General features: G+C 72.1%; 10 protein-coding genes. 7 read left to right on the plus strand and 3 right to left on the minus strand.

The features are described 5' to 3' along the window. Nucleotides 1-6: 6 nt before the first annotated feature. Nucleotides 7-1,950 (minus strand): molybdopterin oxidoreductase family protein, encoded by a 1,944-nt coding sequence (locus tag ACZ67Q_RS02145; RefSeq protein WP_471175239.1) that lies wholly within the window; start codon nucleotides 1,948-1,950, stop codon nucleotides 7-9. Then, a complete protein-coding gene (locus ACZ67Q_RS02150) occupies nucleotides 1,947-2,918 on the minus strand; it encodes a 2-dehydropantoate 2-reductase (RefSeq protein ID WP_471175241.1) in 972 nt (323 codons plus the stop codon). Before ACZ67Q_RS02150 ends, ACZ67Q_RS02145 begins: the two co-directional genes overlap by 4 nt. Before the next feature lie 329 nt (nucleotides 2,919-3,247). On the opposite strand from ACZ67Q_RS02150, the gene ACZ67Q_RS02155 reads away from it, so the two are divergent. After that, complete coding sequence (locus tag ACZ67Q_RS02155) at nucleotides 3,248-4,195, plus strand: beta-ketoacyl-ACP synthase III (protein ID WP_471175242.1); 948 nt, start codon at nucleotides 3,248-3,250, stop codon at nucleotides 4,193-4,195. Nucleotides 4,196-4,378: 183 nt separating this feature from the next. Beyond that, entirely contained in the window at nucleotides 4,379-5,056 is a 678-nt protein-coding gene (locus ACZ67Q_RS02160; RefSeq protein WP_471175244.1) for a GntR family transcriptional regulator, read from the plus strand. Nucleotides 5,057-5,134: 78 nt separating this feature from the next. Here ACZ67Q_RS02160 and ACZ67Q_RS02165 read toward each other — a convergent pair whose 3' ends face one another. After that, a complete protein-coding gene (locus tag ACZ67Q_RS02165) occupies nucleotides 5,135-6,313 on the minus strand; it encodes a low temperature requirement protein A (protein WP_471175246.1) in 1,179 nt (392 codons plus the stop codon). 208 nt (nucleotides 6,314-6,521) lie between these two features. On the opposite strand from ACZ67Q_RS02165, the gene ACZ67Q_RS02170 reads away from it, so the two are divergent. The 5 genes from ACZ67Q_RS02170 to ACZ67Q_RS02190 all read left to right on the plus strand — a co-directional run bounded on the left by ACZ67Q_RS02170 (nucleotide 6,522) and on the right by ACZ67Q_RS02190 (nucleotide 12,889). Then, nucleotides 6,522-7,703, plus strand: a complete 1,182-nt coding sequence (locus ACZ67Q_RS02170; protein WP_471175248.1) for an ROK family protein — start codon at nucleotides 6,522-6,524, stop codon at nucleotides 7,701-7,703. Between the two features lie 240 nt (nucleotides 7,704-7,943). Next, a complete protein-coding gene (locus ACZ67Q_RS02175; RefSeq protein WP_471175250.1) occupies nucleotides 7,944-9,461 on the plus strand; it encodes a sugar ABC transporter ATP-binding protein in 1,518 nt (505 codons plus the stop codon). Further along, on the plus strand, nucleotides 9,458-10,474 hold the full coding sequence (locus ACZ67Q_RS02180; RefSeq protein WP_471175252.1) for an ABC transporter permease: 1,017 nt from the start codon (nucleotides 9,458-9,460) through the stop codon (nucleotides 10,472-10,474). The genes ACZ67Q_RS02175 and ACZ67Q_RS02180 overlap by 4 nt, the downstream gene beginning before the upstream one ends. 17 nt (nucleotides 10,475-10,491) lie before the next feature. Continuing rightward, entirely contained in the window at nucleotides 10,492-11,532 is a 1,041-nt protein-coding gene (locus ACZ67Q_RS02185) for a substrate-binding domain-containing protein (protein WP_471175254.1), read from the plus strand. 115 nt (nucleotides 11,533-11,647) lie between these two features. After that, a complete protein-coding gene (locus tag ACZ67Q_RS02190) occupies nucleotides 11,648-12,889 on the plus strand; it encodes a Gfo/Idh/MocA family protein (protein ID WP_471175256.1) in 1,242 nt (413 codons plus the stop codon). The last annotated feature ends 5 nt before the right edge of the window (nucleotides 12,890-12,894 follow it).

Consider the following 12,894-nt stretch of genomic DNA (forward strand, 5'->3'; position numbering starts at 1 on the left):
GCGTGCTCACCTCACGTAGGTCACGACCGGAAGCTTCTCGATGCGGATCGCCGACGCCTTGAACTCCGCCGTCCCCGCGATCGGGCAGTTCGCCTCGATCGTCAGCAGGTTGGTGTCCACCTCGTCGGGAAAGTGGAACGTCATGAAGGCGAGCCCCGGCCGCAGCGCCGGGTCCACCCAGACCGGCGCCACCACCGAGCCGCGCCGCGAGGTCACCTGCACCCGCTCACCGACCACCACGCCGTACCGCTCGGCGTCCTCGGGACTCAGCTCGATCGACTCGCCGCGCCGGAGCGGTGAGGCGTAACCGCCGGTCTGCACGCCGGTGTTGTAGGAGTCGAGCCGTCTTCCGGTGGTGAGCCGGATGGGGTGGCTCTCGTCGGTGAGGTCGACCGGCGGGTCGTGCTGCACGATCCCGAACGGCGCCGGCCTGCCCCTGGCCTGAGGGTCCTTCTCCCACAACCGGCCGTGCAGATAAGGCGGTTCGATGCGGTCGGTGCTCGGGCAGGGCCACTGGATGCCCTGGTGCTCCTCCAGCCGCGCGTACGTCATGCCGTGGTGGTCCGGGGACAGCGCGCGCAGTTCGTTCCACACGGCCTCGGCGTCGGCGTACGTGAAGTCGCGGCCGAGGCGGGCGGCCAGGTCGCAGAGGATGTCGATGTCCTCGCGGGCCTCACCGGGCGGGGTGACCGCGCGCCGCACGCGCTGCACCCGGCGTTCGCTGTTGGTGGTGGTGCCCTCGGTCTCCGCCCAGCCGGCGGTCGCGGGCAGCACGACGTCGGCGAGCTCGGCGGTCCTCGTCAGGAAGATGTCCTGCACGACGAGGAAGTCCAGTGCCTTCAGCCGCCGCACCGCCTGCTCGCTGTCCGCCTCGGACTGGGCCGGGTTCTCGCCGATGCAGTACACGGCCCGCAGGGAGCCGTCCTCCATCGCCTCGAACATCTCGGTCAGCGTCATCCCGTAGTGCGGCTCGATCACGGTGTCCCAGGCCGACTCGAACTTCAGCCGGATGTCGGCGTCGAGGAGATCCTGGAAGCCCGGCAGCCGGTTGGGGATGGCGCCCATGTCGCCGCCGCCCTGCACGTTGTTCTGCCCGCGCAGCGGTTGCAGTCCGGAGCCGTAGCGGCCGACGTGCCCGGTCAGCAGGGCCAGGTTGATCAGGGCGCGCACGTTGTCGGTGCCGTTGTGGTGCTCGGTGATGCCGAGGGTCCAGCACAACTGGGCGCGTTCGGCGCGGGCGTAGGCATGGGCCAGCTCGCGGATCGCGCGGGCCGGCACGCCCGTCACCTTCTCGGCGAGCGAGAGGGTCCACGGCTCGACCAGCGCCCGGTACTCCTCGAAGCCGCTCGTCGCCCGCTCGACGAACGCCGTGTTCGTCAGGCCGGCGTGGATGATCTCCCGGCCGATCGCGTGGGCCATCGCGATGTCGGTGCCGACGTTCAGGCCGAGCCAGCTCTCCGCCCACTCGGCGGTGGAGGTGCGGCGCGGGTCGACGGCGTACATCCGGGCGCCGTTCCTGATGCCCTTCAGTACGTGCTGGAAGAAGATCGGGTGCGCGAAACGGGCGTTGGAGCCCCACATCACGATGACGTCGGTGTGTTCGACCTCCGCGTACGACGAGGTGCCGCCGCCCGAGCCGAAGGCGGCCGACAGGCCAGCGACGCTGGGCGCGTGGCAGGTGCGGTTGCAGGAGTCGACGTTGTTCGTGCCCATCACGACCCGGGCGAACTTCTGCGCCACGAAGTTCATCTCGTTGGTCGCGCGGGAGCAGGAGAACAGGCCGAACGCGCCCCGGTTGCGGGCCAGTCCGCGTGCGGTGCGGTCCAGGGCCTCCTCCCAGCTCGCCCGGCACAGCGGCGCGTCGCGGGAGTCGCGGACCAGTGGGTGGGTGAGACGGGTGTAGGTCTTCGGCTGCGCGCCGGCGCGGGTGTTCGGCTGACTCTTCCTCATGCGGCGCTCCTCAGCGCGAGCAGGTCCGACAGGGCGTGCACGGTGCGCAGGGTGGGCACCGGTACGCCGGTGATCTCCGCGAGTTCGACGACGGCCGCGAGCAGCACGTCGAGTTCGAGCGGCTTGCCGCGTTCGAGGTCCTGGAGCGTGGAGGTGCGGTGCTCGCCGACCCGTTCGGCGCCTGCGAGACGGCGCTCGACCGAGACGCCGGGCTCACAGCCCAGGGCGCGGGCGACGGCGAGCGTCTCGTTCATCATGATCTCGATGACCCGGCGGGTGCCGCCGTGGCGGCACATCTGCGCCATGGTCGCCCGGGAGAGGGCGCTGATCGGGTTGAAGGAGATGTTGCCGAGCAGCTTGACCCAGATGTCGCTCCGCAGGTCCGGCTCGACGGGGCATTTCAGGCCGCCCGCCTGCATCGCCTCGCTGAAGCGGACACAGCGGTCCGAGACGCCGCGATCGGGCTCGCCGACCGAGAACCGCGTGCCCTCCAGGTGCCGTACGACGCCCGGGGCCTTGAGTTCGGTGGCCGCGTAGACGACGCAGCCGACGGCCCGTTCGGGCGCGAGCACCGCACTGACCGCGCCGCCGGGGTCCACGCTCTCGATGCGGCGGCCGTCGTGCGGGCCGCCGTGCCGGTGGAAGTACCACCAGGGGATGCCGTTCTGGGCGGCGACGACCGCCGTGGTCTCGTGCAGCAACGGCTTGATCAGCGGCCCGCACGCCGCGTAGGAGTTGGCCTTCAGGCCGAGGAAGACGTAGTCGGCCGGGCCGACCTCGGCCGGGTCGTCGGTGGCGTGGGCGCGGGCGGTGAAGTCTCCGCGCGGGCTGCGCACCCGGACACCGTGCTGCCTCATGGCCGCGAGGTGCGGTCCACGGGCGACGAGATGCACGTCGGCGCCCGCGCGGTGCAGGGCGGCGCCGACGTAGGCGCCGATGGCTCCGGCGCCGAGAACTGCGACTTTCACAGGGGACACTCCGTTCGGTTTGAGGGATACCGCGGAGATGGTGAGCAGGGCGGACAGGGGAAGCGGCCGCGTATCCGAGCCGCGTCGGTGACGCATCCTGTCGACGAAATATTGTCTACAGTATGGAGAAGGAGGGCAAGGGTATGCGCAGCCCTGCTCGGCGAGCGGGGGCGACGCACACCCTGGCCCCCGCTCGGCGAGCGGCTCGTCCTCTGATGGAAGCCGACAACGCCCGCGCCCGATTCCTGTCGCTTCGCCTGCCCTCGTACCCGTGAGTCACTGATCAGACTGAGGGGTCCGCTGTCCAGGCAACGAGGGGGACCCTCCAGATGAACGGCTCACGGATCGCCGCCGTCGGCCACTACCAGCCCGCCAAGGTGCTCACCAACGAGGACCTCGCCGGGCTGGTCGACACCAGCGACGAGTGGATCAGGAGCCGGGTCGGCATCCGGACGCGGCACATCGCCGGGCCCGACGAGCCCGTCGACGAACTCGCCGCGCACGCCGCCGCCAAGGCGCTCGCCGCGGCCGGCCTCACGCCCGGCGACATCGACCTCGTCCTGGTCGCCACCTCCACCGCGATCGACCGCTCCCCGAACACCGCCGCCCGGGTCGCCGCCCGGCTCGGCATCCCGAGTCCGGCCGCGATGGACGTCAACGTGGTCTGCGCCGGGTTCACCCATGCGCTGGCCACCGCCGACCACACCGTCCGCGCCGGTGCCGCCCGTCGGGCCCTGGTCATCGGCGCGGACAAGATGTCCGACGTGGCCGACTGGAGCGACCGCAGCACCTGCGTCCTGGTCGGCGACGGGGCCGGGGCCGCGGTGGTCGAGGCCTGCGCCGACGGGGAGGAGTCCGGGATCGGCCCGGTGCTGTGGGGGTCGGTGCCGGAGATGGGGCACGCTGTGCGCATCGAGGGCCAGCCGGCCCGGTTCGCGCAGGAGGGCCAGTCCGTCTACCGGTGGGCGACGACCCAGCTGCCGCCGCTGGCCCGGCAGGCCTGCGAACGCGCCGGCACCGCCCCGCAGGACCTCGCCGCCGTCGTGCTCCACCAGGCCAACCTGCGCATCATCGAACCGCTCGCCGAGCGCATCGGCGCCACGAACGCCGTCGTCGCCCGCGATGTGACCGACTCAGGCAACACCTCCGCCGCGAGCATCCCGCTGGCCCTGTCCAAGCTGGTCGAGCAGGGCCGGATCGCCACCGGCGACCCGGTGCTGCTGTTCGGCTTCGGCGGCAACCTGTCGTACGCGGGGCAGGTCGTGCGCTGCCCCTGAGGGCCTTCGATCCGGGGCGGGCGCCGACGGCTTCCGTGGAGGGATGCGTGGGGCGCGGGGTCGCGTGCGTGACGGTGCCGCACGCCGCGGTGCGACGTGTGCGCCGTAGACTGTAGACGAAAGACAATCGATACTGATGGTCTGCTGCGCGTGCCGTCCCACCGAGTCCCGCGAGGGGGAGCGATGTTGTCGACCGGACTGCCGCAGGGCGCGGTGCCCCGACTCGAGCGGCCCGGCCCGCTGCGCGAGCGCGTCTACGAGGCCTTGCTCGAACTGATCACCACGCGCGCTCTGCGGCCCGGCCAGCACCTCGTGGAGAGCGAACTCGCCGGGCATCTCGGGGTCTCCCGGCAGCCGGTGCGCGAGGCGCTGCAGCGGCTCAACACCGAGGGCTGGGTCGATCTGCGCCCCGCCCAGGGCGCGTTCGTGCACGAGCCGACGGAGGAGGAGGCCGACCAGCTGCTCACCGTCCGCACACTGCTGGAGGCCGAGGCCGCCCGGCTTGCCGCCGCGGCCGCCGACGGCGACGGCATCACCCGCCTCGAGGAGCTGTGCGCGCAGGGCGAGGAGGCCGTCGCCGCGGACGACGTCGACGCCGCCGTCGCGCTCAACGCTCGCTTCCACGCCACGATCATGGAGCTGGCCGGCAACACGGTCCTCGCCGACCTCGCCGCCCAGGTGGACCGCCGGGTGCGCTGGTACTACACGCCGGTGGCGCGCCGGCGCGGGCAGCAGTCGTGGATCGAGCACCGCGCGCTGATCGCCGCCATCGCCGACGGCGACGAGAGCCGCGCCACCCGGCTGATGCGCGAACACACCGAGCACACGCGGCGCTCGTACCACGAGCGTCCGGCGTCCTGACGCGGGCGGCTGACCGCTACGCGGGCGCCTGGGTCCCCGGTGACCGCTACGGGGCGGCCGCGGCGTCGTCCCTGACCGCTACGCGGGCGCCGGGGCGTCCTCGGTGACCGTCGCGCGGCCCCCGGCCCAGCGAGCCTCGGCCGCCAGCATCGCCACCACCACCGCGACGAGACAGGTCAGTTCGGCCGCCGCCGAGGTGCGGACGCCCAGCGGGGCCGCGACGAGCGCCACCGGAGCGGCCGTCAGCCGGTAGCGCACGGGCCGCAGCGACAGGGACGCCCGGAACGCCGCGTCCCCGGCGAGGAACAGCGCGACCCCGCCCGCGAGCGCCAACGCGGGCCCGCCCTGGGCGTGTTCGGTGAGGTGGCCGAGCGTCTTCTTCACTCCGGCGGCCAGGAAGGCGATGCCCAGCAGCATCGGCAGGAAGGCGTAGTAGTACGCGTTCATCGCCCGCCGCCAGCGCGCCGGCGCAGGCGTCGCGGCGAACGCCGCCTCGGCCGCCTCCTCGTCGCGCACGAAGTACGTCCACCACAGCGCCACCGCGAGCGCGAGCGCGAGGAACGCACCGCCCACCAGGCCCGGGGTCAGCGGCAGATCCCCGATGCCGATGCCGATCGCGACGACCGACTCGCCGAACGCCACGATCAGCAGCAGCCCGTGCCGCTCCACGAAGTGCGCCGGGTCCAGGGCGCCCAACTGCGTGCGCAGCACCTCCGCCGACCGGCCGTCGGCGCGCCGCGGTCCGTGCTCCGCCAGCAGCGGGGTGACGAACTGCAGCACCAGCGCCAGCACCCACAGCCCGTCCGCTGCCAGACCGCCGACCAGACCCGCGGCGGTCACCGACAGCGCGGCCAGCGCGTTCGGCACGCCGTACCAGATGGTGTCCCGGCCGTGGCTGCGGGTGTAGAGCGCGCTGTGCACGACCACCACGCCGAGGAAGCCCAGTCCGAACACCACCCCGGTGTCGTCGAAGACGCGCGGGATCGCCAGCGCGCACACCAGGAAGGCGCCCATGCCGAGCATCAGCAGCAGCCGGCGGGAGGGACGGTCGGGCGGAACCTGGTTCGTCAGGTAGGCGTAGGCGCCGTACATCCAGAACAGCACCATGAGGATCAGGGCGACCCGGCCGGCGGTGGCGAAGGACAGGTCGCCGGTGAGCAGCACGGTGAGTTGGGTGAGCGTGAAGACGAAGACGAGGTCGAAGAACAGCTCCAGTGTGGTGACTCTGCGGCCCGGCTCCGATGGCGCGGTGTTCACGTGTTCCCCCAGGTGATCGGTGTGCTCGCCGATCGTAAGGGGCCGTGCGGACGGGCGAGTTGGGGTCGCGGGTCTTTGTCCTGTCAGTGGAAAAAGTCTGCGGGAATCCGTGCGCGACTTCTTCCCACATTCAACAGCCACTGCTACGTTCCCCTCGAAAGCCCGACGACGGTGGCCGATGTGAGGCGGGGAGGGGCACGTGAGGCGCATGACCGCACGACCCGGGAACACGCATCAGGCTCAGCTGCTGAAGCTGCTGCGCGACGGGGGACCCAACTCCCGCGCGCAGCTGGGCGATCAGATCGACCTCTCGCGGTCCAAGCTCGCCGTGGAGGTCGACCGGCTGCTGCAGACGGGCCTGGTCGTGGCCGACGGACTCGCCGCCTCGCGCGGCGGACGCCGCTCGCACAACGTCCGGCTCAATCCGCAGCTGCGCTTCCTCGGCGTCGACATCGGCGCGACCTCGATCGACGTCGCCGTCACCAACGCCGAGCTGGAGGTCCTGGGCCACCTCAACCAGCCCATGGACGTCCGTGAGGGACCCGTCGCGGTCTTCGAGCACGTGCTGTCCATGGCAGCGAAGTTGCGCGACTCCGGGCTCGCGGAGGGCTACGACGGCGCCGGCATCGGCGTCCCGGGCCCGGTCCGCTTCCCGGAGGGCGTCCCGGTGGCACCGCCGATCATGCCGGGCTGGGACGGCTTCCCCGTGCGGGAGGCGCTCAGCCAGGAACTGGGCTGCCCCGTCATGGTCGACAACGACGTGAATCTGATGGCGATGGGGGAGATGCACGCGGGCGTCGCACGCTCCGTGGGCGACTTCCTCTGCGTCAAGATCGGCACCGGCATCGGCTGCGGCATCGTGGTGGGCGGCGGCGTCCACCGCGGGGTGACCGGCAGCGCGGGCGACATCGGCCACATCCAGGCCGTGCCCGACGGCCGTCCGTGCGCCTGCGGCAACCGCGGCTGCCTGGAGGCCCACTTCAGCGGTGCCGCCCTGGCCCGCGACGCCACCGAGGCCGCCCGCCAGGGGCTGTCGCCGGAACTGGCGTCCCGGCTGGAGACGGGCGGCACGCTCTCCGCCGCCGATGTCGCCGCGGCCGCGGCCGCCGGTGACGCCACCTCCCTCGACCTCATCCGGGAGGGCGGCACCCGCACCGGCCAGGTCATCGCCGGCCTGGTCAGCTTCTTCAACCCCGGCCTGGTGGTGATCGGCGGCGGGGTGACCGGCCTCGGCCACACCCTGCTCGCCGCGATCCGCACCCAGGTCTACCGCCAGTCGCTGCCGCTGGCGACCGGCAACCTGCCCATCGTCCTGGGGGAGCTGGGACCCGTCGCCGGAGTCATCGGCGCGGCCCGGCTGATCAGCGACCACCTGTTCTCACCGGCGTAGCCGCCGGCTCCGCCGCCGCGCCACTTCCGGCCCCACACCGGCGTACCAGCACAGCTCACCGCTCCGCCCTGCCCGAAACCGCCCCACCCAGCTCCGCCCTGCCCGAAACCGCTCCGCCACCCGGCCCGGCCCGCCCGGAGCCGCTCACCCTGCTCCACCCTGCCCTGCTCCACCCCGCCCTGCTCCGCCCTGCCCCGACCCGCCCTGACCCGGCCCGCACGCCCGCCGAGGGGAATCCGCATGGCACCACAACCACCGCTGCTCAGCATGTCCGGCATCACCAAGTCGTTCCCCGGAGTCCGGGCCCTCGACGGCGTCGACCTCGAGGTCCAGGCCGGCGAAGTGCACTGTCTGCTCGGCCAGAACGGCGCCGGCAAGTCCACCCTCATCAAGGTCCTCGCCGGAGCCCACCAGCCGGACACCGGCACCATCCGCTGGCGCGGAGAGCCGGTCACCCTGCGCTCGCCGATCGCCGCGATGCGCCTGGGCATCGCCACGATCTACCAGGAACTCGACCTGGTGGAGCACCTGTCCGTGGCCGAGAACGTCCACCTCGGCCACGAGCCCACGGCCGCCGGCTTCGTCGTACGGCGCAAGGCCGCGAAGGAGTCGACCGCCGCGCTGCTCAGGCGACTCGGCCATCCGGAGATCGAACCGGGCCGCCCAGTCGGGGACTTGTCAGCGGCACAGCAGCAGATCGTCTCCATGGCCCGGGCGCTGTCCCACGACGTACGCCTGATCGTGATGGACGAGCCGTCCGCCGCGCTCGACCCCGACGAGGTGGACAACCTCTTCCGGATCGTCTCGGATCTCACCGCCGACGGGGTCGCCGTCGTCTACATCTCGCACCGGCTGGAGGAGATCCGCCGCATCGGCGACCGCGTCACCGTGCTGAAGGACGGGCGCGCGGTCGCGGGCGGACTGCCCGCGAAGACGACCCCGACACGTGACGTCGTCGCCCTGATGACCGGCCGGAACGTGGAGTACGTCTTCCCCGGGCGGCCGACCGAGCCGCCCGCGGGCACCCCGGTGCTCCAGGTGCGCGGCCTCGCCCGGGACGGCGAGTTCGCGCCGCTCGACCTCGATGTGCACGCCGGGGAGATCGTCGGGCTCGCCGGGCTGGTCGGTTCGGGGCGCTCGGAGATCCTCGAGACGATCTACGGCGCCCGCAAGCCGACGGCAGGTCAGGTGAGCGTGGGCGGAACTCCCTTGCGGCCCGGCAGCGTCCGTGCCGCCGTCCGTGCCGGGCTCGGACTCGCGCCCGAGGAGCGCAAGGCGCAGGCGCTGCTGATGCTGGAGTCCGTCACCCGCAACGTCTCCGTCTCCTCGCTGTCCCGGTTCTCCCGAGGCGGATGGATCGACCGCGGGGCCGAGAACGGTGCCGCCCGCGCCGCCGTGCGGGAGCTGTCCCTGCGGCCCGACAACCCGTCCGTGCCCGTGCGCACCCTGTCCGGCGGCAACCAGCAAAAAGCCGTCCTGGCCCGCTGGCTGCTGCGCGGCTGCCGCGTCCTGCTGCTCGACGAACCCACCCGCGGCGTCGACGTCGGCGCCCGCGCCGAACTGTACGCGGTGGTACGGCGCCTCGCCGACGAGGGCCTCGCGGTGCTCCTCGTCTCCAGCGAAGTGCCGGAGGTGCTCGGCCTCGCCGACCGCGTCCTGGTGCTGCGCGAGGGCCAGGTGGTGCACACCGCGCCCGCCCGGCAGCTCGACGAACACCGCGTCCTCGACCTCGTCATGGAAGGAAGCCCGGCGTCATGACGCAGCACGTGTCCCCGCCGCGGGACGGCACCGGAAAGGTGCCGCAGGTCCACCTCCCCGCCTGGCGCACCCTGATGGGCCGCGCCGACGTCCGCACCCTGTCCCTGCTCGGCGTGCTCGCCGTGCTCGTGGTCATCGGCGGTGTCACCAAGCCCGACGAGTTCCTCGACACCCGCAACCTGCAACTCGTCCTCACCCAGGCCTCGGTGATCGGTGTCGTCACCGTCGGCATGACCTTCGTCATCACCTCCGGCGGCATCGACCTCTCCGTCGGCGCGATCGTCGCGCTCGCCTCGGTGTGGGCGACGACGCTGGCCACCCAGGAGTTCGGCTTCGCCGGCATCCTGTTCACCGCGATGGTCGTCGGTCTCGGCTGCGGCCTGGTCAACGGACTGCTCATCGCGTACGGCGGGATGGTCCCGTTCATCGCCACCCTCGCCATGCTGGCCTCGGCCCGGGGCCTCGCCCTGCAGATCACCGACGGCAAGACGCAGATCGTCAGCATCGACAGTGTGCTGAGCCTCGGCGAACGCGACTCCTACATCCTCGGGATCCCGCCGCTCGTGCTGGTCTTCGCACTCGTGACCGTCCTCGGCTGGTTGCTGCTGAACCGCACCACCTTCGGACGGCGCACCGTCGCCGTCGGCGGCAACGCCGAGGCCGCCCGGCTCGCCGGCATCGACGTCCGGCGCCAGCGGCTCTACCTGTACCTGCTGTCCGGGCTGTGCTGCGGCATCGCCGCCTTCCTGCTGATCGTCCTGTCCGGCTCCGGCCAGAACACCAACGGCAACCTCTACGAACTCGACGCCATCGCCGCCGCCATCATCGGCGGGACCCTCCTCACCGGGGGACGCGGCACCATCACCGGATCCGTGCTCGGCGTCCTGGTCTTCACCACGATCACCAACATCTTCGCCCTGAACAACCTGCAGAGCGACGTCCAGCAGATCGCCAAGGGCGCGATCATCGTCGCCGCCGTGCTGGTCCAGCGCCGTACCGCAAGCACGACCTGAGGAAAGGGTTCCCCGCCATGCCCCAGCTGCCCACCCGCAGAGGACTGCTCTTCGGATCCGCCGCCGTCTCCGCCGGTGCCCTCCTCACGGCTTGCACCAGCAACGAGCCGAAGGGCTCCACGCCCGCCGCGGACGACCGGCCGGCCGCCGACGACAAGCCCGGCAAGCACGTCACCATCGGCTTCGCCGGACCGCAGGCCGACCACGGCTGGCTCAACGCCATCAACGACAACGCCAAGAGCCGAGCCAAGAAGTACTCCGACGTCACCCTGGAGATCACCGAGGGCTCCAACGACACCGCGCAGCAGATCGGCCAGATCGAGACCCTCATCAACAAGAAGGTCGACGTACTGGTGGTGCTGCCCGCCGACGGCAAGGCCCTCACCCAGGTCGGCCTGAAGGCGATGCGCGCCGGCATCCCCGTGGTCAACCTCGACCGTGTCTTCAACACCCCGCAGGCCTATCGCTGCTGGATCGGCGGCGACAACTACGGCATGGGCCTGAACGCCGGGCACTACATCGGCGAGAAGCTCAAGGGCAAGCCCAACGCCAAGGTCGTCGAACTCGCCGGCCTCGACAACCTGGAGCTGACCAAGCAGCGCACCCAGGGCTTCGACGACGCGCTGAAGAACTACCCCAACATCCGCAAGGTCGCCCGCCAGGCCGCCGAGTTCACCGTGGAGTCCGGCCAGGCCAAAATGGCGCAGCTGCTCCAGGCCCAGTCGGGCTTCGACGCACTGTGGAACCACGACGACGACCAGGGCGTCGGCGCGCTGCGCGCCATCGAGCAGGCCGGCCGCGACGACTTCCTGATGGTCGGCGGAGCCGGCGCGCTGTCCGCCTTCCAGGCCATCAAGCAGGACAACGGCGTGCTCAAGGCGACCGTGCTCTACCCGCCCACCATGGCCGCCTCTGCCATCGACCTCGCCCGCGCCCTCGGCCAGGGCAAGGGCGTCGGCGGCCTCGCCGAGTACGAGATCCCGGCGTCGATCACGCTCTACTCGGCCGTCGTCGACAAGACCAACGTCGACCAGTACATGCCCGTCGGCTTCCGCTGACAGCCGGGCCGGCCGGCCCCGCCCCACCGGGCGCGCCGAACGGCAGGGCCGCACACCCCGCACCCCCCACCGCACCGCCACGACGTCGTCACGACGAGGACGGAGGACTTACCCCATGGCACAGCCGCAGCAGTCAGACGGGACCCAGAGCCCGACGAGCCCGGCCGGCTCACCGGGCCGGGACAGACCGCCGCTGCGCGTCGGGATGGTCGGCTACGCCTTCATGGGCGCCGCCCACTCCCAGGGCTGGCGCACCGTGGACCGGGTGTTCGACCTGCCCCGCCGCCCGGAACGGGCCGTGATCTGCGGCCGGGACGCTGCCGCGGTGCGCGCGGCGGCAGAACGGCACGGATGGGCGGCGGCCGTCACCGACTGGCGGGAGATGATCGAACGCGACGACATCGACCTCGTCGACATCTGCACCCCCGGCGACAGCCACGCCGAGATCGCGCTTGCCGCGCTCGCCGCCGGCAAGCACGTGCTGTGCGAGAAACCCCTCGCCAACACCGTCGCCGAGGCCGAGGCGATGGTCCGCGCGGCCCGGCAGGCCGAGGCACGCGGTCTGGTGGCGATGGTCGGCTTCAACTACCGCCGGGTCCCGGCGACCGCGCTGGCCCGCCGCATGGTCGCAGAAGGCCGGCTCGGGACCCTGCGGCACGTGCGGGTGACGTATCTCCAGGACTGGCTGGTGGACCCAGCGTTCCCGCTGACCTGGCGGCTGCGCAAGGAGCAGGCGGGCTCCGGCTCGCTCGGTGACCTCGGCGCGCACATCGTGGACCTCGCCCAGTACGTCGCGGGCGAGCACCTGGCCGGGGTGTCCGCGCTGACGGAGACCTTCGTGCGGGAACGCCCGCTGCCCGCGGGGGCGGTCCAGGGACTGTCCGCCGGGACCGCCGCCGCCCGCACCGGCACGGTCACCGTGGACGACGCGGCGCTGTTCACCGGCCGCTTCACCTCCGGCGCCCTCGCCTCCTTCGAGGCCACCCGGTACGCCACCGGCCGCAAGAACGCGCTGCGCATCGAGCTGAACGGGGAACGCGGCTCGCTCTGTTTCGACCTGGAGCGGCTCAACGAGCTCTGGTACCACGACGGCACCGAGCCCGGCGAGCACGCGGGCTTCCGCCGCATCCTCGTCACCGAACCCGACCACCCCTACCTTCAGGCCTGGTGGCCGCCCGGCCACGGCCTCGGTTACGAGCACACCTTCGTCCACCAGGCCCGCGACCTCGTCCACGCGGTCGCCGACGGCCGCCGCCCCGAGCCCTCCTTCGCCGACGGGTTGCAGGTGCAGCGCGTGCTCGCGGCCGTGGAGGAGAGCGCCGAGAAGAACTCCGTCTACACGCCCGTCGGGCTCTGAGGAGA

Source organism: Streptomyces sp. NPDC036813, from assembly GCF_055609245.1.

Excerpts from the sequence above, each read along its gene's own strand:
- ACZ67Q_RS02185 (WP_471175254.1), top strand. The coding sequence starts at position 10,492 with ATGCCCCAGCTGCCCACCCGCAGAGGACTGCTCTTCGGATCCGCCGCC.
- ACZ67Q_RS02160 (WP_471175244.1), top strand. The coding sequence starts at position 4,379 with ATGTTGTCGACCGGACTGCCGCAGGGCGCGGTGCCCCGACTCGAGCGG.
- ACZ67Q_RS02170 (WP_471175248.1), top strand. The coding sequence starts at position 6,522 with ATGACCGCACGACCCGGGAACACGCATCAGGCTCAGCTGCTGAAGCTG.
- ACZ67Q_RS02175 (WP_471175250.1), top strand. The coding sequence starts at position 7,944 with ATGGCACCACAACCACCGCTGCTCAGCATGTCCGGCATCACCAAGTCG.
- ACZ67Q_RS02155 (WP_471175242.1), top strand. The coding sequence starts at position 3,248 with ATGAACGGCTCACGGATCGCCGCCGTCGGCCACTACCAGCCCGCCAAG.
- ACZ67Q_RS02145 (WP_471175239.1), bottom strand. The coding sequence starts at position 1,950 with ATGAGGAAGAGTCAGCCGAACACCCGCGCCGGCGCGCAGCCGAAGACC.
- ACZ67Q_RS02180 (WP_471175252.1), top strand. The coding sequence starts at position 9,458 with ATGACGCAGCACGTGTCCCCGCCGCGGGACGGCACCGGAAAGGTGCCG.
- ACZ67Q_RS02190 (WP_471175256.1), top strand. The coding sequence starts at position 11,648 with ATGGCACAGCCGCAGCAGTCAGACGGGACCCAGAGCCCGACGAGCCCG.